The organism is Neobacillus muris, assembly GCF_943193175.1.
In the GTDB taxonomy this organism is placed as follows: Bacteria; Bacillota; Bacilli; order Bacillales; family Cytobacillaceae; genus Neobacillus; species Neobacillus muris.
The window spans coordinates 1-22167 of sequence record NZ_CALPDF010000045.1 but is presented as its reverse complement, the minus strand read 5'-3'; the positions used below and the strand labels follow the sequence as shown (position 1 = coordinate 22167).

Annotated in this window: 22 protein-coding genes; all 22 read left to right on the top strand. The window is 46.0% G+C overall.

Translation table 11 applies throughout. The annotated features are described in order from the left end of the window. Positions 1 to 6 precede the first annotated feature (6 nt). Positions 7 to 1011, top strand: a complete 1005-nt coding sequence (gene fliG / locus NFS43_RS20650; protein ID WP_251554696.1) for a flagellar motor switch protein FliG — start codon at positions 7 to 9, stop codon at positions 1009 to 1011. Beyond that, the gene (locus tag NFS43_RS20645) at positions 995 to 1822 is read left to right on the top strand and encodes a FliH/SctL family protein (RefSeq protein WP_251554695.1); all 828 of its coding nucleotides are present in this window, start codon (positions 995 to 997) and stop codon (positions 1820 to 1822) included. The genes fliG and NFS43_RS20645 overlap by 17 nt, the downstream gene beginning before the upstream one ends. Then, positions 1809 to 3128, top strand: coding sequence for a flagellar protein export ATPase FliI (gene fliI, locus NFS43_RS20640; RefSeq protein WP_251554694.1), 1320 nt, complete (start codon positions 1809 to 1811; stop codon positions 3126 to 3128). Before NFS43_RS20645 ends, fliI begins: the two co-directional genes overlap by 14 nt. Further along, entirely contained in the window at positions 3125 to 3556 is a 432-nt protein-coding gene (fliJ, locus tag NFS43_RS20635) for a flagellar export protein FliJ (RefSeq protein WP_251554693.1), read from the top strand. The genes fliI and fliJ overlap by 4 nt, the downstream gene beginning before the upstream one ends. Positions 3557 to 3567: 11 nt before the next feature. Next, the gene (locus tag NFS43_RS20630) at positions 3568 to 4419 is read left to right on the top strand and encodes a MotE family protein (protein ID WP_251554692.1); all 852 of its coding nucleotides are present in this window, start codon (positions 3568 to 3570) and stop codon (positions 4417 to 4419) included. Between the two features lie 28 nt (positions 4420 to 4447). Further along, entirely contained in the window at positions 4448 to 5020 is a 573-nt protein-coding gene (locus tag NFS43_RS20625; RefSeq protein ID WP_251554691.1) for a flagellar biosynthetic protein FliO, read from the top strand. Further along, entirely contained in the window at positions 5017 to 5763 is a 747-nt protein-coding gene (gene fliP, locus NFS43_RS20620) for a flagellar type III secretion system pore protein FliP (RefSeq protein WP_251554689.1), read from the top strand. The genes NFS43_RS20625 and fliP overlap by 4 nt, the downstream gene beginning before the upstream one ends. A 16-nt stretch (positions 5764 to 5779) precedes the next feature. Further along, complete coding sequence (fliQ, locus tag NFS43_RS20615; protein WP_251554687.1) at positions 5780 to 6049, top strand: flagellar biosynthesis protein FliQ; 270 nt, start codon at positions 5780 to 5782, stop codon at positions 6047 to 6049. Between the two features lie 3 nt (positions 6050 to 6052). Then, positions 6053 to 6829 (top strand): flagellar biosynthetic protein FliR, encoded by a 777-nt coding sequence (gene fliR / locus NFS43_RS20610; protein ID WP_251554686.1) that lies wholly within the window; start codon positions 6053 to 6055, stop codon positions 6827 to 6829. 2 nt (positions 6830 to 6831) lie between these two features. Continuing rightward, positions 6832 to 7926: a flagellar biosynthesis protein FlhB gene (gene flhB / locus NFS43_RS20605; RefSeq protein ID WP_251554685.1), complete on the top strand. Its 1095-nt coding sequence runs from the start codon at positions 6832 to 6834 to the stop codon at positions 7924 to 7926. Further along, entirely contained in the window at positions 7923 to 9956 is a 2034-nt protein-coding gene (flhA, locus tag NFS43_RS20600) for a flagellar biosynthesis protein FlhA (RefSeq protein ID WP_251554684.1), read from the top strand. The genes flhB and flhA overlap by 4 nt, the downstream gene beginning before the upstream one ends. Continuing rightward, the gene (gene flhF, locus NFS43_RS20595) at positions 9953 to 11458 is read left to right on the top strand and encodes a flagellar biosynthesis GTPase FlhF (RefSeq protein ID WP_251554683.1); all 1506 of its coding nucleotides are present in this window, start codon (positions 9953 to 9955) and stop codon (positions 11456 to 11458) included. The genes flhA and flhF overlap by 4 nt, the downstream gene beginning before the upstream one ends. A gap of 1 nt (position 11459) precedes the next feature. After that, complete coding sequence (locus NFS43_RS20590; RefSeq protein WP_251554682.1) at positions 11460 to 12359, top strand: MinD/ParA family protein; 900 nt, start codon at positions 11460 to 11462, stop codon at positions 12357 to 12359. 15 nt (positions 12360 to 12374) lie between these two features. Further along, positions 12375 to 12659, top strand: coding sequence for a hypothetical protein (locus NFS43_RS20585; RefSeq protein WP_251554681.1), 285 nt, complete (start codon positions 12375 to 12377; stop codon positions 12657 to 12659). 58 nt (positions 12660 to 12717) lie between these two features. Beyond that, the gene (locus NFS43_RS20580; RefSeq protein WP_251554679.1) at positions 12718 to 13524 is read left to right on the top strand and encodes a sigma-70 family RNA polymerase sigma factor; all 807 of its coding nucleotides are present in this window, start codon (positions 12718 to 12720) and stop codon (positions 13522 to 13524) included. A gap of 178 nt (positions 13525 to 13702) precedes the next feature. Continuing rightward, entirely contained in the window at positions 13703 to 15994 is a 2292-nt protein-coding gene (locus NFS43_RS20575) for a PAS domain S-box protein (RefSeq protein WP_251554677.1), read from the top strand. Then, positions 15991 to 16629 (top strand): response regulator transcription factor, encoded by a 639-nt coding sequence (locus tag NFS43_RS20570; protein WP_251554675.1) that lies wholly within the window; start codon positions 15991 to 15993, stop codon positions 16627 to 16629. Before NFS43_RS20575 ends, NFS43_RS20570 begins: the two co-directional genes overlap by 4 nt. Positions 16630 to 16743: 114 nt before the next feature. Next, positions 16744 to 16977 carry a DUF1146 family protein gene (locus tag NFS43_RS20565; RefSeq protein WP_251554673.1) on the top strand — a complete coding sequence of 78 codons (234 nt, stop codon included), beginning with the start codon at positions 16744 to 16746 and terminating at the stop codon, positions 16975 to 16977. Positions 16978 to 17240: 263 nt separating this feature from the next. Further along, positions 17241 to 18059 (top strand): YwmB family TATA-box binding protein, encoded by an 819-nt coding sequence (locus NFS43_RS20560; protein WP_251554672.1) that lies wholly within the window; start codon positions 17241 to 17243, stop codon positions 18057 to 18059. Between the two features lie 32 nt (positions 18060 to 18091). Then, the gene (murA, locus tag NFS43_RS20555; protein WP_251554671.1) at positions 18092 to 19405 is read left to right on the top strand and encodes a UDP-N-acetylglucosamine 1-carboxyvinyltransferase; all 1314 of its coding nucleotides are present in this window, start codon (positions 18092 to 18094) and stop codon (positions 19403 to 19405) included. A 201-nt stretch (positions 19406 to 19606) separates the two neighbouring features. Continuing rightward, positions 19607 to 20635, top strand: coding sequence for a stage II sporulation protein D (gene spoIID / locus NFS43_RS20550; RefSeq protein ID WP_251554670.1), 1029 nt, complete (start codon positions 19607 to 19609; stop codon positions 20633 to 20635). Between the two features lie 158 nt (positions 20636 to 20793). Continuing rightward, the gene (locus tag NFS43_RS20545; protein ID WP_251554668.1) at positions 20794 to 22056 is read left to right on the top strand and encodes an Nramp family divalent metal transporter; all 1263 of its coding nucleotides are present in this window, start codon (positions 20794 to 20796) and stop codon (positions 22054 to 22056) included. Positions 22057 to 22167 lie beyond the last annotated feature (111 nt).

Below are 22167 nucleotides of genomic sequence, written 5' to 3'. Positions count from 1 at the left end.
TTTCCCATGGCAGCAAAATTAACTGGCAAGCAAAAAGCAGCAATCCTGCTCATCGCGATGGGGAAGGAAGCATCCACAAAAGTATTTAACCATTTGCCGGAGGAAGAAATTGACCAGCTGACCCTGGCTATTGCCAATATTCATAAAGTCGACAGCAAGGAAAAAGACGCTGTCTTGCAGGAATTCCATGAAATGTGCATTGCTCAGGATTATCTGGCGATGGGCGGGATTGACTATGCACAAGATGTTTTGGAGTCGGCGTTAGGTAAAGATCGTGCGAAAGAAATTATATTACGGTTAACCTCCCAGCTGCAGGTCAAACCATTTGACTTTGCCCGCCGAGTGGATGCGATGCAAATCTATCATTTTTTACAAAATGAGCACCCCCAAACCATTGCTCTTGTATTGTCCCATTTAGAGCCGAATCAAGCATCCATGATTCTGTCGTCACTGTCAGATGAATTACAGGCTGACGTGGCCCGCAGGATTGCCACATTAGAGCAAACGTCGCCGGAAGTTATCAAGGAGGTTGAACGGATCCTTGAGCAGAAGCTGGCAGCAACCATTAGCCAAGACTACAGTGTTGTGGGCGGGATTGATTCGATTGTCAATATTTTAAATGGTGTGGACCGCGGAACCGAAAAGAGCATTTTGGAACATTTAGAAGAGAGAAACAAAGAGCTTGTCGATGAAATTAAGAAACGGATGTTTATCTTTGAAGACATCATTAATCTGGATCGCCGTGCGATTCAGCGGGTCATTCAAGAAGTCGAAAATCAAGATCTGCTGCTTTCCTTAAAAGCCGCTAGTCAAGAAGTGAAAAAGGTGATTTTGGAAAACATGTCCAAAAGGATGGCCGAAACCTTCGAGGAGGAAATGCAATATCTTGGACCTGTCAGAGTGAAGGATGTCGAGGAAGCCCAAGGAAGGATTGTTTCTGTCATCCGACGCTTAGAGGATTCCGGCGAAGTGGTCATTGCCCGAGGTGGATCAGATGACTTCCTACTCTAAAGTGTTCAAAGCTTCCCATCTGTCCATTCTCGATGAAGTAAAAGTCATTAAGCAGCAGCCGGTGATTTTAGACCTGCCTCAAGACAAGCAGCAAGCGGAGCAGCTATTAGCAGCCGCTGAGCTTGGAACAAAACAGAAGGACCTCCTGAATCTTGAGGCAGAAACAAAAGCCATGGAAATCATCAACCGGGCAGAAGAGACAGCCCGTGAGCTCAAGCAAGAGGCCGAAGTAAGAATTGAGGCCTGGTGGAAGGAACAGGAACAAAGGCTTGAAACCGTGTCGGAAGAGGCCAAGCAGCAGGGATATCATGAGGGCTACCTTATCGGCATGGAGCAGGCTAAGCAGGAAATCCACGAACAGTATCGTGAGAAATTAGCACAAATCCAGCAGCTTTTAAACAGTGCCTACGATCAAAAACAGGCGATCATCTCGGAAGCAGAGCCGTTTTTGCTCGAATTAAGTACGGCGATTGCCAGCCAAATCGTCAGGCAGGAATTAGAAACACATCCAGATAAATTGATTGAACTCATTAAACAGTACATTCTTCGCTTTAAAGAAAAAGAATCGATCACAGTCTGTGTCCATCCGGATGATTTTGAGTTTATTCAATCGCAGCGTGCCCACATCATGGCGGTGGTCAACGGTGACACCGAGATTAAAGTCATCCCGGATCATACCGTTTCTCCAAAGGGCTGTATCATCCGTACGGATTATGGAAGTGTGGATGCCAGGATTGATACACAGCTTGAGGAAATCAAAAAGGTTCTGTTAGAGGCAAGAGGGGAGCCTGAACGCGATGTTATCAGTTGATCACTATGTTAGACAGGTGTGCAATATCGACCCGGTCCGTGTGAACGGGAAGATCACGCAAATCATTGGACTGACCATAGAATCTCAAGGGCCTGATGTCAAAATCGGTGAAATGTGCTGGATTTACCCTCATCAATCCCAAACACCGATTCAAGCCGAAGTAGTAGGGATAAAAGAAAATAAAGTGCTTTTGATGCCATTAGGGGAAGTTCGGGCGATCGGTCCCGGCTGTGATGTAGTGGCCAGCGGCAAACCACTGACGGTCAAAGCTGGGAACCAGCTGCTAGGCAGGATTTTGGATGGCTTAGGCCAGCCGATGGACGGAAAACCCATGCCTATTGGCTTAGAGGAAGTGCCAACACATGCCAAGCCGCCTAATCCCTTAAGCCGGCCGAGGATTCACTCTCCATTAGGTGTCGGGGTCAGAACCATAGACGGGCTGTTAACGATGGGAATGGGACAAAGAATCGGGATATTCGCCGGAAGTGGTGTCGGAAAAAGTACTTTGCTGGGAATGATTTCCCGCAATACGACAGCGGATGTCAATGTAATCGCCCTAATTGGTGAGCGGGGCCGCGAGGTTTTGGACTTTATCGAGCAAAACCTAGGTGAAGAAGGGTTGAAAAAATCAGTCGTTATTGTCGCCACCTCTGATCAGCCTGCGTTGATCCGGATAAAGGGTGCTATGACAGCGACATCCATAGCGGAGTATTTCCGGGATCAAGGAAAAAATGTCATGCTCGTCATGGACTCGGTTACGCGATTTGCGATGGCCCAGCGGGAAATTGGACTGGCAATTGGCGAACCGCCTACGACAAAAGGTTATACACCCTCTGTATTTGCCATGCTGCCGCAGCTGCTTGAGAGAGCAGGGACAGGTCCGAAGGGATCAATTTCCGCCATTTATACGGTCCTCGTTGATGGGGATGACATGAATGAACCGATTGCCGATGCGGTGAGGGGAATACTAGATGGCCATATTGTTCTGAATCGTGCCATTGGCGGTAAAGGGATTTTTCCGGCCATTGACGTATTAAGCAGTGCCAGCCGGGTCATGACTGAAATCACATCAAGTGAGCATCTTCAGGCGGCAGGCAATTTTAAAAAATTGATGGCAGCCTATAAGGATGCAGAGGACCTGATTAATATCGGCGCCTATAAGAAAGGATCAAACCGGGATATTGATATGGCGGTACGCCTGAAGAAGCAAATGGATCAATTTTTACGGCAGGGAATCTATGAAGCCTCCGAGCTCGAGGACACGAAATCTTTCTTAATCTCACAATTTGGAGCGATTATGAAATGAAATATACATTTTCTTTTCAAAAGGTATTGGATGTCAAGGAAAAGGAGCAGGAAATGGCCCATCAGGATTATGGCGCTGTTAAGCTTCGGTTGATGGAAGTCGATCAGCAGATGGAACAATTGATGGTGGAAAAGGAAGAAATGTTTGAGCAATACAATCATGTTCATCAAAAAAGCGTGTCTGAGATTTTAGAAATGCAGGAAGAAATGGAACACGTTAATCAGAAGCTCAAGCAATTGACCGATCTATCGCTAAAAATTCATCAAGAAGCAGATAGAAAACAACAGGTTTTAATCGAAAAATCTCAGGAAGCCAAGATGTGGAATACATGGAAGGACAAATCAAAACAAGCATGGCAAAAACAAATCGAACTGCAGGAGCAGGCTATGTTAGATGAGATGGCGGTCTTACGCTATTCAAGACGATAAGGAGGGGTATCATGGTTGAAAAAAACGGAAAATTAGAAAACCTCCTTTACTTAGTCATCCTTCCGGTAACCTTTACAACCATCTTATTATTAATCATTTTTATTTTTATGGGATATCCGGTAGGAAAGACGCTTATATCCTGGGGGAACAATGTTCCTGTGTTAAATCATATTGTACCGGGTTCGGCTGTCAAGGAAACTGCAGCATCACCCGGAGCAGGCAGTGGAGGCCAGAAAGCCGAAACGAGCACTGCTGGGCTGAAAGACAAGGAACAAGAAATCTCGGATTTAAAACAGCAGTTGGAGAGCAGTCAAAAGCAGCTGTCACAACTCAAACAAACGAATCTGCAGCTGGAAAAACAGCTGGAAACGAAGCAATCAGAAGCATTGAAGGAGCAAATGGAAAAAACAGCTGCCCTTTATCAAAACATTCCTTCTGCTAAAGCAGCCGCCATGCTGGAATCGATGACCATTGAAGATGCGGTGCTGACCATGGCCATGCTAGAGGAGGACGAGCAGAGCAAGATCATTGCCAGCATGAAGGATGCCAAGAAAGCAGCAGACATGACGATGATTCTTAAAGGACTTCCAATAGAAACAGAAACGGATCAAGAAGCATTAAAAGAAAAAGTTCAAGAAATGGCCCAGCTCCAAGCCAGTCCGACGCAAACACTGGCAGAGACCATAGCAGCAATGCCGGCAGAACAATCCGCCAGCATGATTCAATCGATGATGGAGTCGAATGCCCAAGTCGCCATGGAATTGATGAAAAACATCAGCACGGCTAACCGTTCGCAAATTTTAACGGAAATCGCCAAAGCAGATGCCGGTTTAGCTGCCCAAATTACCGCTGGCTTAAATTAATCGAACCACTCCAAGGAAGGAGATCACCATGAAACGCTTCATGTCTATCATACTATTATTCTATATGCTATTTGCCTTGCAGCCTGTGACGTTAGCGGCTGAATCCAATTCGAAAGGCGATTCATCCGTCTACGATACGATTAAGCAGGGAGACAAAGAAGCGTCACCTCCGGAGGTGAAGACGGCAGATAGCGAAACGCCCTCATTATTTCCCTTATTCCTAAAATTTATCCTATCATTTGCCGTTGTCATTCTCTTATTAGTTTGGCTATTGCGGTTTTTATCGAAAAAGAACCGCCTCCTGCCAGCGGGAAGCCCAGTTCTGCCATTAGGCGGACATATGCTCGGAAATAACAAATCAGTTCAGGTGTTACTTATTGGACAAACCATTTATGTGATCGGGGTCGGCGACGATGTCACGTTAATTCGCACGATTTCCCAAGGTGAGGAGTATCAGCGTCTGTTAGAAGGCTTTGAAACACAAGCCGACGGGGGCAGCCTGAAATCGCTGACTCTGAACACGAAGTCAAAATGGAACAGAATCTTAGGAAAGCATTTGCAAAAAATTGATAAGGCAAACGGAGAGGGGCAGGACGAATGAAACAAAAACTCCTCATTTTAATTCCGCTGCTTTTGCTGGGATTTCTGCCAGGAGCCGCCCATGCTGCTGAACCAGCTTCGATTCTTCCAGGAATTGACTTAGGAGATGGCTCTACAGAAAATGTCTCAAACACCGTCCGAATCCTGATTATGATTACGGTGCTGTCGATTGCACCAGCCATTCTGATTTTAATGACATGCTTTACCCGTATCATTGTCGTTTTAGGATTTGTCCGCAATGCCTTGGGAACGCAGCAAATGCCGCCTAACCAAGTACTTATTGCACTTGCGTTGTTCATGACCTTCTTTGTCATGGCACCAACGTTTTCTGAAATCAATCAGCAGGCATTTCAGCCATTCATGGACGGGAAACTGTCACAGGAAGAAGCGTTTGATGCGGCCGGTAAGCCGCTTAAGGAATTTATGGCCAAGCAGACAAGAGAAAAGGATTTGGCGTTGTTCTTAGACTATGCGAAAATGGAAAAACCTAAATCGGTTGAGGATATTCCATTAAAGGCATTAGTGCCGGCTTATGCGATCAGCGAGCTAAAAACGGCGTTTCAAATGGGCTTTATCATCTTTATTCCTTTCTTAGTCATCGACATGATTGTGTCAAGTGTACTGATGTCGATGGGGATGATGATGCTGCCGCCGGTGATGATTTCATTGCCTTTTAAAATTCTCTTATTCATTCTCGTAGATGGCTGGCATCTGATTGTGAAGTCACTGCTGACAAGCTTCTAGAAAGGACGTGTAAGATATGACACAGGAAATGGTTTTACAGCTGGCGCAAAATGCTATTTACACGATTCTTATTGTCACAGCTCCTGTGGCAGGGGTGGCGTTAGTGGTCGGCTTATTGGTCAGTATATTTCAAGCTACTACGCAGATTCAGGAGCAGACATTGGCATTTGTTCCTAAGATTATTGCGGTTTTCGTGGCGATCCTGTTCTTCGGCTCATGGATGATGCGGCATGTGCTGGAATTTACTCAAGACCTTCTGGGGAATCTTTCCCAGTTTATGGGGTAGCCTATGCTCGATATTGCAGGCTCCTGGTGGACGTTTTTATTGGTCTTTGTTCGAATCACGGCATTTATTATGACCGCCCCGCTGTTTTCAGGACGGCAAATTCCGGGGCAATTCAAAATCGGCTTAGGGGTTGTCTTAACGATTCTCTGTGCCGGTGTTATTGACCAGCCTGTTGATTCGCTATCTTTGGGAACAACGGTGATTCTCATTTTAAAAGAATTATTGGCGGGGATTGTCCTCGGGCTCGCCGCACAAATCCTGTTTCAAGCTGTCCAGCTGGCTGGAACCATCATTGACCTGCATACAGGCTTTTCCATGGCCAATCTGTTCGATCCAACGTTTGGAACGAGCACCCAGCTGACAGGAAGCTTTAAAAATATCCTGGCGATTCTCATGCTGCTTACAACCAATGGCCACCATCTGTTAATCCAAGGTGTGTTAGCGAGCTTTGATTGGGTCGAATTGCAGGCGCTCATACCGGCATGGAGCGACGGCCGGATAGCCTCCTTCTTTTTAGAGTGTCTGGCACAAATGTTTATGATTGGGTTTATGATGGCCGCACCGATCGTCGGAACCTTGTTTATTGTCGACTTTGCTTTAGGAATTGTGGCGAGAACCGTACCGCAAATGAATATCTTTGCCATCATGCCGCCAGTGAAAATCTTAATCTATTTTTGTATTTATATCTTGATATTGCCAAGCTTTTTTTACCTATTGAACATCCTATTTGAAACCATGTTCGAATCAATGGCTTCTATTTTAAAAATAATGGGGGGATAAGGATGCTGCTTCGACTAGATCTTCAGCTGTTTGCCGGTGAAAAAACGGAAAAAGCAACGCCGCAAAAGCGCCGGGAAGCAAGAAAAAAGGGGCAGGTTCCCAAAAGTCCCGAAGTCGCATCCTCCCTGACCCTCCTGCTCGCTTTTGGCTTCTTTATGGTTGGAGGCAAGAGTTTAGTAGAGGGCTGTTTAAACATTTATCGTCATAGTTTTCAAGAATACTTATTATGGGAAATGACTCCCGCCAATATAAAAGTGCTGTTTACTCAGCTTGTAGTTGATAGTGCCAAATTAGTCGCTCCTATTCTGGGGGTCACGTTGGCCGCAGGTGTTGCGGCTAACTATATCCAAGTTGGCTTCATGTTCAATCTCGAGTCGATAAAGATGAACTTTGGAAAGCTGAACCCGCTGCAGGGAGCGAAGCAAATTTTTTCGATGCGGGCGATTGTGGAATTAATTAAATCAATCTTAAAAATTGCCATTACCTCGCTAATTGCTTATTCCATCATCTGGAAAAGGAAAACAGAGTTATTTTCCATCGGTCAAAAAAGCTTATGGGAAGCATCCAGTTTGATTGGTTCGCTGATGGTTCAAGTGGGAATCTCAATTGCTGCGTGTCTGATAGTCGTAGCGGCGGCGGATTTTGCTTATCAGCGGTTTGACCATGAGAAAAAACTTCGCATGTCAAAAGACGAGATCAAAGAAGAATATAAGAAGTCAGAAGGAGACCCGCATATTAAAGGGAAGCGGCGGGCAAAACAGCGGGAAATGTCGATGAACCGGATGATGCAGGAAGTGCCAAAGGCCGATGTCATCATCACAAACCCGACGCACTTTGCGGTTGCGATCCGTTACGACTACGAAACGATGGATGCCCCAGAGGTAATTGCTAAAGGGAAAGACCATGTTGCCTTGAAAATAAAAGAAATTGCCAAAGAAAACAAAATTGCTACAGTAGAAAATCGTCCGCTGGCCCGTGCGTTGTTTGCCGCTGTGGAGATTGGCGAGACGATCCCGGAGGAGCTGTTTAACGCTGTCGGGGAGATATTGGCTTATGTTTATTATCAGGAAGGCCGGTATAAGGGGATGAAAGCATGAAGATAAAAGATATTTCCGTTTTGCTCTTAGTGATATTAATTGTTGCCATGATGATCATACCCATGCCGACATTATTATTAGACTTTCTATTAATTTTTAATATCAGTTTGTCTTTATTAATCTTGCTGGTTGCGATGAATGCAAAAGAACCATTGGAATTCTCAATTTTTCCAACCGCATTGCTGTTAACGACACTATTCCGGCTGGCGTTGAATGTATCGACAACACGGTCGATTTTATCAAAAGCAGACGGCGGACATGTCATTGAGACATTTGGTTCCTTCGTGATTGGCGGCAACCCTGTCATCGGCTTTGTCGTGTTCTTAATCCTCGTGGTGATCCAGTTCATTGTCATTACAAAGGGTTCAGAGCGGGTGGCGGAAGTCGCCGCGCGGTTTACCTTGGATGCGATGCCTGGTAAGCAAATGAGTATTGATGCGGATATGAATGCCGGACTAATCAGTGAGCAGGAAGCCCGGATCCGCCGCCGCAAGATTGAACAGGAATCGGACTTTTATGGAGCGATGGACGGTGCCAGTAAATTCGTCAAAGGGGATGCGATTGCCGGGATTGTGATTCTAATCATTAATGTCATCGGCGGATTTATCATCGGCATGGTCATCCATGGCATGGGCTTTGCTGAAGCTGCCAGTACGTTTACATTATTGTCTGTCGGTGATGGATTAGTGAGTCAGGTGCCGGCACTGCTGATTTCCACAGCAACGGGCATTACCGTAACCCGCGCAGCCTCAGACGGCAACCTGGGTTCCGATATCATGAACCAAATTTTTAACTATCCAAAACTGTTATATATTGTCGCAGGGACGATCTTAATTTTTGGATTATTGACACCGATTGGATTGGTGCTGACGGTGCCAGTAGCGGGGGCATTGGCGTTCGGCGCTTACTCGATGCAGCAGTCACGGAAAAAAGAAGAGCTGCATCAGGAGCAGGAGGAGCTGGAAAAGGTAGAAGAAGGCATCAGCAGTCCGGAAAAGGTAGTCGGTTTGCTCCAGCTGGATACGCTGGAATTGGAAATCGGCTATGGATTGATTCCTTTGGCTGATAAAAGCCAGGGCGGCGATATTTTGGACCGGATTGTGATGATTCGCCGCCAGTTCGCACTAGAACTGGGGCTCGTTATTCCCACGATCCGGATTCGCGATAATCTCCAGCTTCAGCCCAATGAATATGTGCTAAAATTCCGCGGCACCAAAATAGCTGCTGGGGAAATCTATCTCGACCATTTCCTTGCGATGAATCAAGGAGCCGAGGACGATGGAATTGAGGGCATCCAAGTCATCGAACCGGCCTTCGGCTTGCCGGCAATTTGGGTGAACACCGAGGTGAAACAACGGGCTGAACTGCTGGGATATATGATTGTCGATCCTCCTTCGGTTATTGCCACTCATTTAACAGAAGTGTTAAAGCGATATGCGCATGAGCTGCTGCGCCGTGAAGAAACAAAGGAATTAGTCGACAACCTGAAGGAAACCCATCCGAATCTGGTCGAAGAGCTGGTTCCGAGCCTGCTGTCGATTGGAGATATTCAAAAGGTGCTGCAGAACTTGCTGCGTGAACAAATTTCTATCCGTGATTTAGCCTCGATTTTTGAAACCTTGGCTGATTTTGCCGTTTATACAAAGGAACCAAGGGTGCTGACAGAATATGTGCGCCAGTCTCTAACCCGTCAGATTACGGAACAGTATGCAGAGGGCGGGGTCATTCATGTGTTAACAGCTGGTGCCACCTTAGAAAAAGGGATATCAGATGCGATTCAGCAGACGGAAACAGGAGTTCATTATTTATCGATGGACCCGCAGACATCGAGAAGGATTACGGACGAATTGCGTGACCAGATTGAACGGGTGATCCAGGCGGGCAGTCAGCCGATCTTCTTGACCTCGCCATCGATCCGGATGTACTTGAAACAATTTGTCGATAAAGTGATGCCAACGGTGCCCGTATTAGCCTACACGGAGCTCGAGCCTGAAATTGAGATCCAAAACATAGGAGTGGTCAATATATGAAAACGAAAAAAATCGTAGCAGATTCCATGCCCCAAGCATTGAAAAAGGTGCGCCAGCAATTAGGGGACAATGCGATTATCGTCAATACAAAAACCATCAAAAAAGGCGGCTTATTCGGCCTGTTCGGCACACAAAAATATGAAGTAACGGCGTATTCGGTCGAGGTAGAAGAAGAACCGGCCCATCCGAAATACATTATTGAGCGGAAAAAAATCCAGCCGCCTCAGCCGCCAAAACCTGTTACGCAGCCAGCTGCAAATCAGCCAGCCGTAAGGCCGCCTGTCAGCCACCCAAATGTCCAACAGGATTCAGCCAAAGCTCCAATGAATCCCCCGGGGGGCAATCAGACGGGGACAGGCTCTGGGTTTCATCATAAACCGCAAAATTTATATTCTTATTACGCCCAAAACGCGCAGCCCGCGGAAGCCCCGGCGGCCAAAGAAGCTCCAGAAGAAGCTATCTCTTCAGCTGCTGCTGCTGAACTGGCTGCAGCAGGCAGTGACAGTGAGTTTTTACCATTAGATATGGGGAAGGCAGCATTAGAGAGTGCGCCAGCCTTGGAAGCAAGTAATATGCCTGAACCGCCGCCCGCATCAGCTAGTCAACCGGCAGGTCTGCCCACGAAGGACGATGCGGTCTTAGATGAATTGCAGCAGATGCGCAAGATGATGATGACGCTCATGATGAATGAACGCGGGGGCACTCCTCTGCCTGAAGGAATCTCCAAATGGGTAAACCGTTTGAAAAAACAAGGGGTGGATGAGGAGGTCAGAGAGCATATTATCGACCGCCTGATGAAGAAGGTTGACCTCGATGCGGAACCAAATGAGGCGCTGCTTCAAACCGAGATCAAGGCGATTATCACGGACATTCTAAAGCAGCGCATCCCGGAAACAAACACAGTCAGCGAAGGGACACGGATGATTAATATTATCGGACCGACGGGTGTCGGCAAGACCACCACCATTGCCAAGCTGGCAACAGAGCAGGTGCTGAAGCAAAAACGCCGGGTTGCCATGGTGACGACGGACGTTTACCGAATTGCCGCAGTGGAACAGTTAAAAACCTATGCGGGAATATTAAATGTGCCATTTGAGGTGGTCCGGTCACCTGAGGAACTGATTAGGGTGCTGGAAAACCTGAAGCATTACGATCTCATTTATATGGATACAACGGGGCGCAATTACAAGGAATTGGAATATCGCGAGTCGATTAACGGGTATCTTGACCATTCCTTCCAGAGTGATAATTATTTGGTTCTCAGTATGACCACCAAATGGGAGGATATGGAAGTTTTGCTGGATGATTTTCTGGATAGTCCGATCAAAAAGTTAATTTTAACCAAATGGGACGAGACATCCAGCTACGGCTCCATTGTCAATATTGCCTATAAGTATCCGTATGAAATTGCCTATATCACCAATGGACAAAGTGTTCCGGAAGACATTATGACCGTAGATGCGGCCATGCTTGCCAGCAAAATTGCAGGAGAGGATAACTGACATGGACCAAGCACAACGCCTGCGTGAATATATGAATCAATTAAATGGAACGAAATCTCCAGCCAAGCCGCCAGCGGCCTCTCGTGTGATTACGATCACCAGCGGCAAGGGCGGAGTCGGGAAATCGAATTTCACCCTAAATTTTGCGCTCGGGTTAAAGGCGGCTGGGAAACGGGTTATTATCCTCGATTTAGACCTGTCAACCGCTAATATCAATATTTTGATGGGAATTACGCCAAGGTACAATTTGGTAGATGTACTGCACCAAAGGCAAGGTATTTGGGATGTATTAGAGACCGGTACGTCCGGAATTGAGTATATCGCGGGCGGATTGGAAATCGATGACCTGATGCAGCTGGATGATCAGACGACCGCTTTTTTTGCTAATCAAATCCAAGAGCTGCAATCGAGCACCGACTTTATCCTAATCGATACAGGGGCAGGAGTCTCAAAGGAATTGGTGGATATTATTTTAGCATCGGATGAAACCATCATGGTGACCACACCTGAACCGACATCGATGGCTGATTCCTATGCGGTACTCAAAACGGTCCTGCAATTCACGGACCAAAAACCGGCCGTTCGTTTGCTCGTTAACAGGGCGCAAAACTATCGCGAGGCAGCGGAGACAGCCAAGGTCTTGCAAAGTACATGCCGAAATTTTTTAAAGCTGGAATTAAAGCTGTTAGGCAGTCTCATGGAGGACAGTCATGTCCGCCAAGCGGTGCGGGCCCAGACTCCCTTTTATGCCGCCTATCCCAACAGCACAGCATCCAAAAGTATTAAGCAGATCGTGTATTCCTATCTTCCTGATCTGGATGAGGTGTCCGTCACAGCGGCACCGCCGGCAGGAATCCGCGGTTTCTTTGAAAAAATCCGATCGTTCGGAAAATCGTCTTAAAAGGGGGAGGACAAAATGAAGACTCCTATCCTGCTTGGATTTACGGCGTTTGTCATCAGTTTTTTTGTCTCACTGCTCCATAATACTTGGGCGATGGCCCTATTTAGGTCAGTGATCGGGTTCGTCTTGTTTTTTATCTTGGGCTTAGTGGTCCGATTTATTCTGAATCAAATTTTGCCAAAAATGAATCCTGCACTGGAAGAGCCGCCATCAATGGCAAAGACCATCCCTGAACAGATGGAGGGCAGCGTTCCGGCCGGTAACGAAAGGGAGCAGCAAGATCCTGCAGGAACGATCTAACCAGGGGAAAGTCTAATCCATCTAGTCTGAAACAACAGATCACAAGGAGAGATAACACTTGAGACCAGCATTCAAAGATGAATCCATTCCGCATGAATATCTATGGAGAATGTATCAGGAAAAATGTGATGCAGTCTCCCTGGAAAATTTGGTGAAACAATATATGTATTTAGTTGAAAGAATGGCCAACCGAATGAGTGTAACCATTCCACAGCGGCTCATTGCCAAGGAAGACTTGATGGGGCTAGGTTACATAGGGCTAATGGAGGCTATTAAAAAGTTTGATTATACCAAGGGTTATCAATTCGAGACTTACGGCTTGTGGCGGATTAAGGGCGCGATGCTGGATGGAATCCGCCAGATGGATTGGGTGCCGCGCGGATTAAGAGACAAGGCGAAGAAACTGAATCAAGCCTTTCGCGAGCTGGAGCAAATACTGATGAGGTCTCCATCGGAGGAGGAGCTCTGCAAGTATTTGGATATGCCGATGACCGAAGTCGATCAGGCGTTGTCTGCTTTATCGTTCTCCACCCTGCTTTCCTTAAATGAGCCTATAAATGCCAATGAAGAGGAAGGGAATCAACAAAGCCGGCTGGATTTGATTGAGGATGAGTCATCCATCTCCCAAGATCGAGAGTCACAGATGACGGAATTCCGTCATTTAATGGCCGAATCGATTGACAAGATGCCGGAAAAAGAAAAACTGGTGTTATCTCTCATGTATGACGAGGGGCTTACTCAAGTGGAAATTGCAGAGGTCTTGAATCTGACAAAGGGGCGGATCTCGCAGATTCACTCCCAGGCGATTCTTAGATTAAGAAGAAAGTTTGAGGCTAAAGGATATTCGCTGGATTCCTTCTTATAATTAGCGGCAAAAGGAATGACATATATTGACAGTGGTTCGCTCTATGTTATCCTATTATAATGAAAAGAAAGTAATGCATGGATAAACCTGCTGGATGAATTTTTAAAAAGAATTCCTCTAGGAGGTTTTTTTTCATGAAGCCGATCACCTACTTCAAATTTTTGGAGGAAGACAGAAAATGAATCATTCGTTTATCGAAGTAAACCCTTTATTGGTGATTCTCTCTATATTAACGGCTGCCTTTTCGTCGCTTGTCACCTATGATTTGCTTCAAAGGGCAGCAGAAACGAACGGCAAATCGAAAAAGCTGTGGACGCTGGGCAGTTCATTTGTGATGGGATTAGGAATTTGGAACATCCATTTTATTGCGATGTTTGCTTACCATATCCGTCTCAGCCTGCAAGTTAATAATTGGATTATCCTCTGTTCGATTATTTTTATGACCGTATTTAGTTACATTGGCATCGGAGTGATTCATTTAGATGCCCAATCTAAAAAGAATTTGTTCCTGGGTGGCGGCATGATCGGAATCGGCCTGATTTTCATGCATCTCATGGCGTTTTCGGCTATTGCGGCCTCTATAGATATCGGATCCCTTTACGTGTTTCTGTTCTCTGGGATTTTTATTAGCATATCCGCCGCCACCTTAACATTATTGGACGCAGTTAAAATGGAGCGGCCCGAACGAGGTGGCTCCATCCGAAAAATGGCCAGCGGATTCCTGCTTGCGGCCGCTATCTGGGTAATCCATTTTGTCGGGGGACATTTGTTTAATTGGTATGAAGTGAGACCAGATTCCCTTTATCAAAAGGGCGATGTAGTGGAACTGACAACGGTTCTGTTTATTTGTTTTATGATTAATGGTTTGTTTTTAGCCTGTTCAACCATCGACAGGCGGCTGACGAGAAAGAACGAACAGCTGAAACGATATGCGGATGAAATTAAGGATAGCGAACAGCGGTACCGCAGCTTGGTGGAGATTTCGTCCAGTGTGATTTCCGTTATTCAGGATAATGAAGTGGTCTATCTGAATGCCAGGGGATTTGAACTGATGGGGGTTAAGAATATGGAGGACCTTACCGGGAAATGCTTTCTTGAGTCGATGCAGGAACCGGATAGGGCCCAATTTTTAACGCGAATCACCGGCCTCGCTAACCGTAATACGAATGAATACCTGGAGATAACCATCACCAGCTGTAACGGCCATCCTATGCAGATGGAGTTATCCGCCAAATGGATAAATTATTCCGGAAAACCAGCGATTCTGACGGTAAGCCGGGATGTATCGGAACGGAGAAAGCAGCAGCAGCAGCTGGAAGAAAGCGAAGAGCGGTATCGGATGCTGCAGGAGAGCTTTAATCACTTTTCTAAGGACCTATTTAAAGTGATGGAACCGAGCGATTTAGAAAAACGGCTGATGGAGGAAATTGCTCAGGTTTTTAAAATAGAAGATACGTTTATTATGGAAATGGATCAGCAGCTGAATTTTTATCGCAGTACAGGCGGTTCGGAAGAATTCCATGAAATTATGTTGAAAAATTTCCGTTCTGCGGATATTGGTGAATTAGTATGGACGGAACGGGGCGCCTACGTGAAAATTGGCGAGCCGAATAACCGTATGATCCTGCTATGCAGTGAAAATAGACAAATTCAGTCGCAGCTGCAGGCTCCGCATCGAATTTGGCTTCAAACGATTTCCCGATACATCAGTGTTTTATATGAAAATCTCTTTACCATCGAGGATTTAGCGAAGGAACTGGAAAACTATAGCAATGGAAACGCTGCTTCCAAATGGGTGCTCCGCTTGCTGTTTCATGTGGCAGAGAAGGAAAGGATCCGCTTATCAGCAGATTTGCATGATTCTGTCCTGCAAAATTTGATTTTCCATTATCGTAAAATCCAATCACTTTGTATGGATTCGATTTTGCCGGAAGAATTAACACAGGAGCTTCGGCAGGTAGAAGCTGGGCTATTAGAAGGCATACACCAAATCAGGGTAACCTGTAACCATCTGCGCCCGCCTTATTTAAATGAGCAGGGGATCATTAAAGCTATGGAAAGCTTGATCGGTTATACCGAGAAACAAGTAACGTTTATGATTGAATTTGATTTTGAGGGCTTGAAATTCCTTCCAAACGAAGAAGGAACTATTGCGCTGTACCGGGTAGCACAGGAGCTGCTGGCAAACGCCCAAAAACATTCCAATGCGACTAAAGTAGAATTTACCCTTTCGAGCATGGAGGATACGATTTATTTTATGTATCAGGATAATGGTGTAGGTTTTAACCCGGATACTCAAGACTATTCTTTTGAACAGATTGGATTGTCTGGCATGAAAAAGCGGGTAGATAGTGTCGGGGGCGATATGGAGCTTTACTCCTTACCAGGAAAAGGTGTGAATGTGCTGGTGACCGTACCGGCAGATCGTCAGCAGCCTCGGCCAATCCCATTATTGGAGGCATTTCAATGATTGAAATACTGCTTGTAGATGACCATCCTCTAGTGGTCGAAGGAACCAAACTCATTATTGAGAAGGAACCGGACATGAAAGTTCAAATTGAGACATCCAGTAAGCTGGCAATAGAGCGGGTCAAGACTCAGAAATTTGATGTGATGATTTTTGACCTGCAAATGCCGGAAATCGATGGGTTTGAATTAGCAAAACATGTTCTTAAAATTGTGCCTGAGGCAAACATTCTTATTTATACAGGGTATGATATCATCACCCATTTTGATTTGCTGATGGAATCGGGCGCTGTCGGGTTTATTTCAAAGACAGCTACCAGAGATAAACTCATAAGAGCGATCCGCTGTGCGCTTCATCAAGAAGTGGTACTGCCCTTCGCTATGTTAAAGGAAATCTATCTTAATGGCCGATATGTGGAGCATAAAGAACCGGCACAGGAAAGGATCGTCTTAACTGAAAAGGAACAAGCCATCGTAAAGGAATTGGTAAAGGGGAAGACGAATAAGGAAATTGCCCAGGTACTATACATGGGACAGCGTTCTTTGGAGTACAGCCTAACCAGCCTGTTTCAAAAGCTGGGCGTTCAAACCCGGGTTGAGGCTGTTATCAAAGTGAAGGAAATGAATCTGCTTGATTAGCGCGGAACACTTCACTTTTAATTTTCTGAAAATAAATATTCACGAAACTTTTCGAAGAGTAATCCGTCTGTATGGTAGAATGTTATGGACACAAGTCAAAAAGGAGACGGGCGTATGGAGGACTTTGGACAAATTGCCTTAATTAGCATTCTTTCGCATCTATTGTTTATAGGGATTTCCTGGTGGGCGCTGCAAGCGATCCGTTTGGACAAACTGCTGCGCCCGAACCATATATTTCAAGCAAGGATGCTCTATATATTGCTATCCATAGTAATTGGATCAAGTGTTAGTAACTTTTTCCTAGACTACCTGCAATGGTCGCAGCAGCTGCCACTCCTATTGCAGTAAATACAATTGGAAAAAATTTAGTTCCTCGTACATGTTCCCAATTTGGGAAAAATTGAGTACAATCAAGTTTGTGCTAAATTTAACAACTGTGATGAACACAAAAATGAAACACGAACGAACATAGATCATTTAAAAACCGAAGCTTTGCTCAAACATAAACAAGGTTGGCATAAAATGTCCCGGGGTTGTCAAAAAGTGACGACAATTCCCAAGTATGCTCCCTGCTCCATTGGAAACAATGGTAGTAAGGGGGAGAAGAGACAATGAAAAAGAACCGAGAGACATATTTATATGCCATAATCTTGTTTTGTTTTTGTTTGGTTGTTATTGGGAATAAAACCACTGAGGCAGGCAGCAGTCTGGAACAGCCTCTTGCAGAAAAAACGGATAGCGTCAGCAGGTCTTTTTTTCAAAAAAATGCCCAGGACTTAGCAAAAATAAGTGAGGTATTTGATGCCGAAAATATTTTGCTCCAGGAATGGACATATTATGCAAGAGAACAAGCGACAGACTTCAAAAGTGAAGACGATGTGAAGGAATACGCAGAAACGCTTAAGAAAAAGTTTCCTGATTGGCAATGGACCGAGAAAAACACAGCCGAATCATGGGAACTGACAGCAGTATCTCCAACTTCGAACCACCACAATGAAATGCTTCAAATCATGGCAACCCACACAAAACAACCACTTACTGCGTATACTGTTTATCGAGTCAGTGGAGAACAGTGGAACAAGGCTTCCGAAGCCTTTTTCAAATCAAGTGAATTTGAGAATAGGCACAATGACATATTTCGAGAAAATCCTACAGTTTTTTCTTGTATGAAAGGGTTTTACAGTGATACGATTGTGGATAGGGCTTTAGCAGAGAAAGCAGGGGATTTACTCACTGGATTTAAGGCAACAGAAATCGAAGCGTTAAAAGAGGAGACGTTCATGTCTGTTTCAGCCGCGTCCCCGATGTTTTCCGACTCGATTGGTACGAAAAAAAGTAACATGAACCTGCAAATTGGCTTACGCTCCGAAGGATTGGGCGGAGAGACTACCGTTGTAGTTGGCACACCTATCATAACGATTGAATATTAATATAGAGAAAATGGACGCGGAGGGGAATACTCTTGGAAAAGATCATCGTCCGCGGCGGACAAAGGCTCCAAGGAACGGTTAAAGTAGAAGGCGCAAAAAATGCCGTCCTGCCTGTTATCGCTGCAACATTATTAGCAAGTGATGGAAAAAGTGTAATTTATGATGTACCTACACTCTCCGATGTATACACAATAAATGAAGTCTTACGTTACCTAAACGCAGACGTAGCTTTTAATCATAACACCGTTGTTGTTGATGCATCTAGAGTGTTACGTGAAGAAGCGCCGTTCGAATATGTTCGAAAAATGCGCGCGTCAGTACTTGTTATGGGATCATTATTAGCTAGAAACGGCCGTGCCCGAGTAGCGCTCCCAGGCGGCTGTGCGATTGGATCCCGTCCGATCGACCAGCATTTAAAGGGCTTTGAAGCCATGGGTGCAACGGTCAAGGTCGGAAATGGCTTTATCGAAGCGGAGGTTGACGGCCGCTTGCGTGGAGCTAAAATCTACTTGGATTTCCCAAGTGTTGGAGCAACGGAAAACATTATGATGGCGGCTTCTCTTGCAAAGGGAACAACGATCATAGAAAATGCTGCAAAAGAGCCAGAGATTGTTGACCTGGCCAATTTCTTGAATAAAATGGGCGGCAAAGTAAAAGGAGCCGGTACCGGCACGATTCGCATTGAAGGTGTGGATGTCTTATTCGGTGTCGAGCATACGATCATTCCGGACCGGATTGAAGCAGGTACTTTCATGGTGGCTGCTGCAATTACAGGCGGAAATGTCCTTGTTCGCGGGGCCGTTCCAGAGCATCTTTCTTCATTGATTGCCAAAATGGAGGAGATGGGTGTCACAATTATTGAGGAAGAGGATGGCGTCCGTGTCATTGGACCGGACCGTTTGAAGGCAGTTGATATCAAGACGATGCCGCATCCAGGCTTCCCCACTGATATGCAATCGCAGATGATGGCCTTATTGCTTCGAGCACAAGGCACATCGATGATTACCGAAACGGTATTTGAAAATCGCTTCATGCATGTGGAAGAATTCCGCCGCATGAATGCCGATATTAAAATCGAAGGGCGTTCCGTTATCCTAAACGGTCCTTCTAACCTGCAGGGGGCTGAAGTTTCAGCAACGGATCTTCGCGCTGCGGCTGCCTTGATTTTAACCGGGCTAGTTGCTGAAGGTGTAACACGCGTGACGGAGCTCAAGCACTTAGACCGCGGCTACGTGAACTTCCACCAGAAGCTGGCGGGATTAGGTGCCGACATCGAGCGCGTGAAGGAGCAAGATGAAGAACTTTTCATCGGCATGCCTAAATTCGTATCAGACATGAATGCATAATTTTTAGCAAAAGAATGAATACAACAACCAAAGCAGCGGGGCCTGGCAACGGGTCCTGTTTTTATTTTATTATGCCGCTGTTTGCTTAAAATGGCCTTAAAAAATTTCTGTAATAAATGCTTGTCCGCCTCCATATGTTTTAAAGAGACAGACAACCGGCAGCAAAAGCCGGCTGTAAAATGACATACTGGAGGCACACTCATGAAAAAATTCAACCCATTCATCGCAGCAGCTGCATTTGTTATTGCCTTAACGTTGATGATTCCCGCCATTCTGGTCATCCCGTTCTCCGATCACAAAGCGAGCGGAAAGCTTGGAGAGGACCTGAACAAGGCCCCAGCAGCGGTTTCACCCACTGCATCCGCGGACCCGGCACTTGAGGTAGCTGTGTTCCGTTCCGCCCAGAAACAAATTGAAAAAGTGAAGCTGGAGGATTATTTGGTTGGCGTGGTCGCAGCCGAGATGCCGGCGGACTTCAATCCGGAGGCACTGAAGGCCCAGGCGCTGACCGCGAGAACCTATATCGTCAATCGATTGGTGAACAAAGACACCATGGGCGCACCGGAAGGCTCGCAGGTGACCGATACGCAAATCCATCAGGTTTACATGAATGATGCGGAACAGCGGAAAGCATGGGGGAAGGATTATGATTGGAAAAAGAAGAAGATCGTAGAGGCAGTACAGGCAACCAGCGGACAAATTATCACCTATGAAGGCAAGCCTATCAACGCCCTGTTTTTTTCGACGAGCAATGGCTATACGGAAAACTCCGAGGATTACTGGTCCGGGAGCTTCCCTTATTTACGAAGTGTCTCCAGCCCATGGGACAAAAATTCACCCAAGTTCAGTAATCAAAAAGTGATAACGGTGAAAGAGTTTGAGACACGATTAGGTGTAAAAATTGGCTCGAACGGCGAGATTGGCGAAATCACCGAGCGCACCGCCGGCAAACGGGTGGCCAAGGTTGATTTCAATGGAAAAGTGTTAACCGGCAAAGAAATCCGAGATAAGCTCGATTTAATGTCCTCCGACTTTTCGTGGCAGCTGAAAGGCAGCAATATTGTCATTGCCACGAAGGGAAACGGCCACGGGGTTGGCATGAGCCAATATGGCGCCAATGGGATGGCTGAGGAAGGCAAGAACTATCAGGAAATCGTGAAGTACTATTACAAGGGCGTCGAGGTTTCGCAGGCAGACAGCATGCTGGCGACGATTACGGCGCAAAAATAGATGGGATAGCTGGAGCCAGGCGGATGTCTGGCTCTTTTCATATTGGGAAAATTTTGTTTATTTAAGCTGGCTGCTTGAAATAATAGCCAGTTAGTATAATAATTATAATATTAAAATAATTGCAAACGCTTCCTGTTGAACAGAGAGAGGGGTAAAAGATGAAAGAGGAGAGACAGCTTCACACAACATTAGATCAGCCGGCTGGGGTAAAAAAGACTTCAATCATTGGACCAGGCTTGATCGTTGCCGCAACAGGGGTAGGTGCTGGTGACTTGGTTGCCGCCCTTGTGGCAGGGACCAATTATGGTTTAGTGTTCCTTTGGGCGATTATGATTGGGGCCATTTTGAAGTTCGTTTTAAATGAAGGGGTAGGCCGCTGGCATTTAATCAGCGGGAAAACGATTTTAGAGGGCTGGCATCTGATGGGGAAATGGGCCACTGGCTATTTTGGGGTGTATTCGGTGATTTGGGGATTTGTGTATGGCGCAGCAGGCACGGCTTCTTGCGCGCTGGCGGCCTCAGCCTTGTTTCCTCAGCTTTCTTTAACGGCGTGGGCGATCATCCATGGGATTCTCGGCTTGGTATTGGTCTGGTCTGGCCAGTATAAGCGGTTTGAGCATGTGATGAATATCCTGATTGGAATTATGTTTATTACGGTGGTGGGAGCGGCTATTTTGGTTCTCCCGCAGCTAGGGGATGTGATGGGAACCGCGGTGCCGGCTCTTCCGAAGGGCTCGTTGATTTATGCGCTCGGTTTGATTGGCGGTGTCGGGGGTTCGTTGACGATGGCTTCTTATGGGTATTGGCTGGAGGAGAATAAATGGAAGGGTTCGTCGTTTCTTTCGGCGGTCCGTTATGATTCGGCTGTTGCCTATTTTGTGACGGCATTGTTTACAATTTCTTTGCTGGTTTTAGGGGCGGGCCTATTGTTTGGGACGGATGTCACGATTAGCGGAGAAAAAGGGCTCGTTGATTTTGCGGGTATTTTGGGGAATGAGCTGCATCCAGCGGTCCGGTATTTGTTTTTGGTTGGATTTTGGGCGGCTTCGTTTACTTCGGTTCTGGGTGTTTGGAATGGGGTTCCTTATTTGTTTGCTGATTTTATCCGGACGGTCCGCCATCAACGTATTCCGAATGAGGAGTTGAGCAAGTCGAAGGCTTACCGCTTCTATGTTTTATGGCTGACGTTCCCGCCGATGCTTTTGCATATTATCGGGAAGCCAGTTGCGTTGATTATTGCTTACGGGGCATTGGGTGCCATTTTTATGCCGTTTCTGGCGATTACGCTGCTCTATTTATTAAATAAGAAAAAGTACGTGGGGGCTATTGATCGTGGCCAGAAGTGGTCCAATGTTGGTCTGGCTGTCAGTATTTTGCTGTTTATCGTTCTGGCTGTGAATGAATTGATGAATTTGTTTTAGGTGTGGAATAAGGATCTAGCCAGGCTGTTGCCTGGCTTTTTGTGCGACGGGCAGTCGCGTAGAGTGTTGACTCAGTCGACACTCTTCTTTTCATTATCTGAAAGAGACGTC

Bases quoted from the DNA above. Each gene is read 5' to 3' on its own strand.
- fliG (WP_251554696.1), top strand. From the start codon at position 7: ATGGCAGCAAAATTAACTGGCAAGCAAAAAGCAGCAATCCTGCTCATC.
- NFS43_RS20645 (WP_251554695.1), top strand. From the start codon at position 995: ATGACTTCCTACTCTAAAGTGTTCAAAGCTTCCCATCTGTCCATTCTC.
- fliI (WP_251554694.1), top strand. From the start codon at position 1,809: ATGTTATCAGTTGATCACTATGTTAGACAGGTGTGCAATATCGACCCG.
- fliJ (WP_251554693.1), top strand. From the start codon at position 3,125: ATGAAATATACATTTTCTTTTCAAAAGGTATTGGATGTCAAGGAAAAG.
- NFS43_RS20630 (WP_251554692.1), top strand. From the start codon at position 3,568: ATGGTTGAAAAAAACGGAAAATTAGAAAACCTCCTTTACTTAGTCATC.
- NFS43_RS20625 (WP_251554691.1), top strand. From the start codon at position 4,448: ATGAAACGCTTCATGTCTATCATACTATTATTCTATATGCTATTTGCC.
- fliP (WP_251554689.1), top strand. From the start codon at position 5,017: ATGAAACAAAAACTCCTCATTTTAATTCCGCTGCTTTTGCTGGGATTT.
- fliQ (WP_251554687.1), top strand. From the start codon at position 5,780: ATGACACAGGAAATGGTTTTACAGCTGGCGCAAAATGCTATTTACACG.
- fliR (WP_251554686.1), top strand. From the start codon at position 6,053: ATGCTCGATATTGCAGGCTCCTGGTGGACGTTTTTATTGGTCTTTGTT.
- flhB (WP_251554685.1), top strand. From the start codon at position 6,832: ATGCTGCTTCGACTAGATCTTCAGCTGTTTGCCGGTGAAAAAACGGAA.
- flhA (WP_251554684.1), top strand. From the start codon at position 7,923: ATGAAGATAAAAGATATTTCCGTTTTGCTCTTAGTGATATTAATTGTT.
- flhF (WP_251554683.1), top strand. From the start codon at position 9,953: ATGAAAACGAAAAAAATCGTAGCAGATTCCATGCCCCAAGCATTGAAA.
- NFS43_RS20590 (WP_251554682.1), top strand. From the start codon at position 11,460: ATGGACCAAGCACAACGCCTGCGTGAATATATGAATCAATTAAATGGA.
- NFS43_RS20585 (WP_251554681.1), top strand. From the start codon at position 12,375: ATGAAGACTCCTATCCTGCTTGGATTTACGGCGTTTGTCATCAGTTTT.
- NFS43_RS20575 (WP_251554677.1), top strand. From the start codon at position 13,703: ATGAATCATTCGTTTATCGAAGTAAACCCTTTATTGGTGATTCTCTCT.
- NFS43_RS20570 (WP_251554675.1), top strand. From the start codon at position 15,991: ATGATTGAAATACTGCTTGTAGATGACCATCCTCTAGTGGTCGAAGGA.
- NFS43_RS20565 (WP_251554673.1), top strand. From the start codon at position 16,744: ATGGAGGACTTTGGACAAATTGCCTTAATTAGCATTCTTTCGCATCTA.
- NFS43_RS20560 (WP_251554672.1), top strand. From the start codon at position 17,241: ATGAAAAAGAACCGAGAGACATATTTATATGCCATAATCTTGTTTTGT.
- spoIID (WP_251554670.1), top strand. From the start codon at position 19,607: ATGAAAAAATTCAACCCATTCATCGCAGCAGCTGCATTTGTTATTGCC.
- NFS43_RS20545 (WP_251554668.1), top strand. From the start codon at position 20,794: ATGAAAGAGGAGAGACAGCTTCACACAACATTAGATCAGCCGGCTGGG.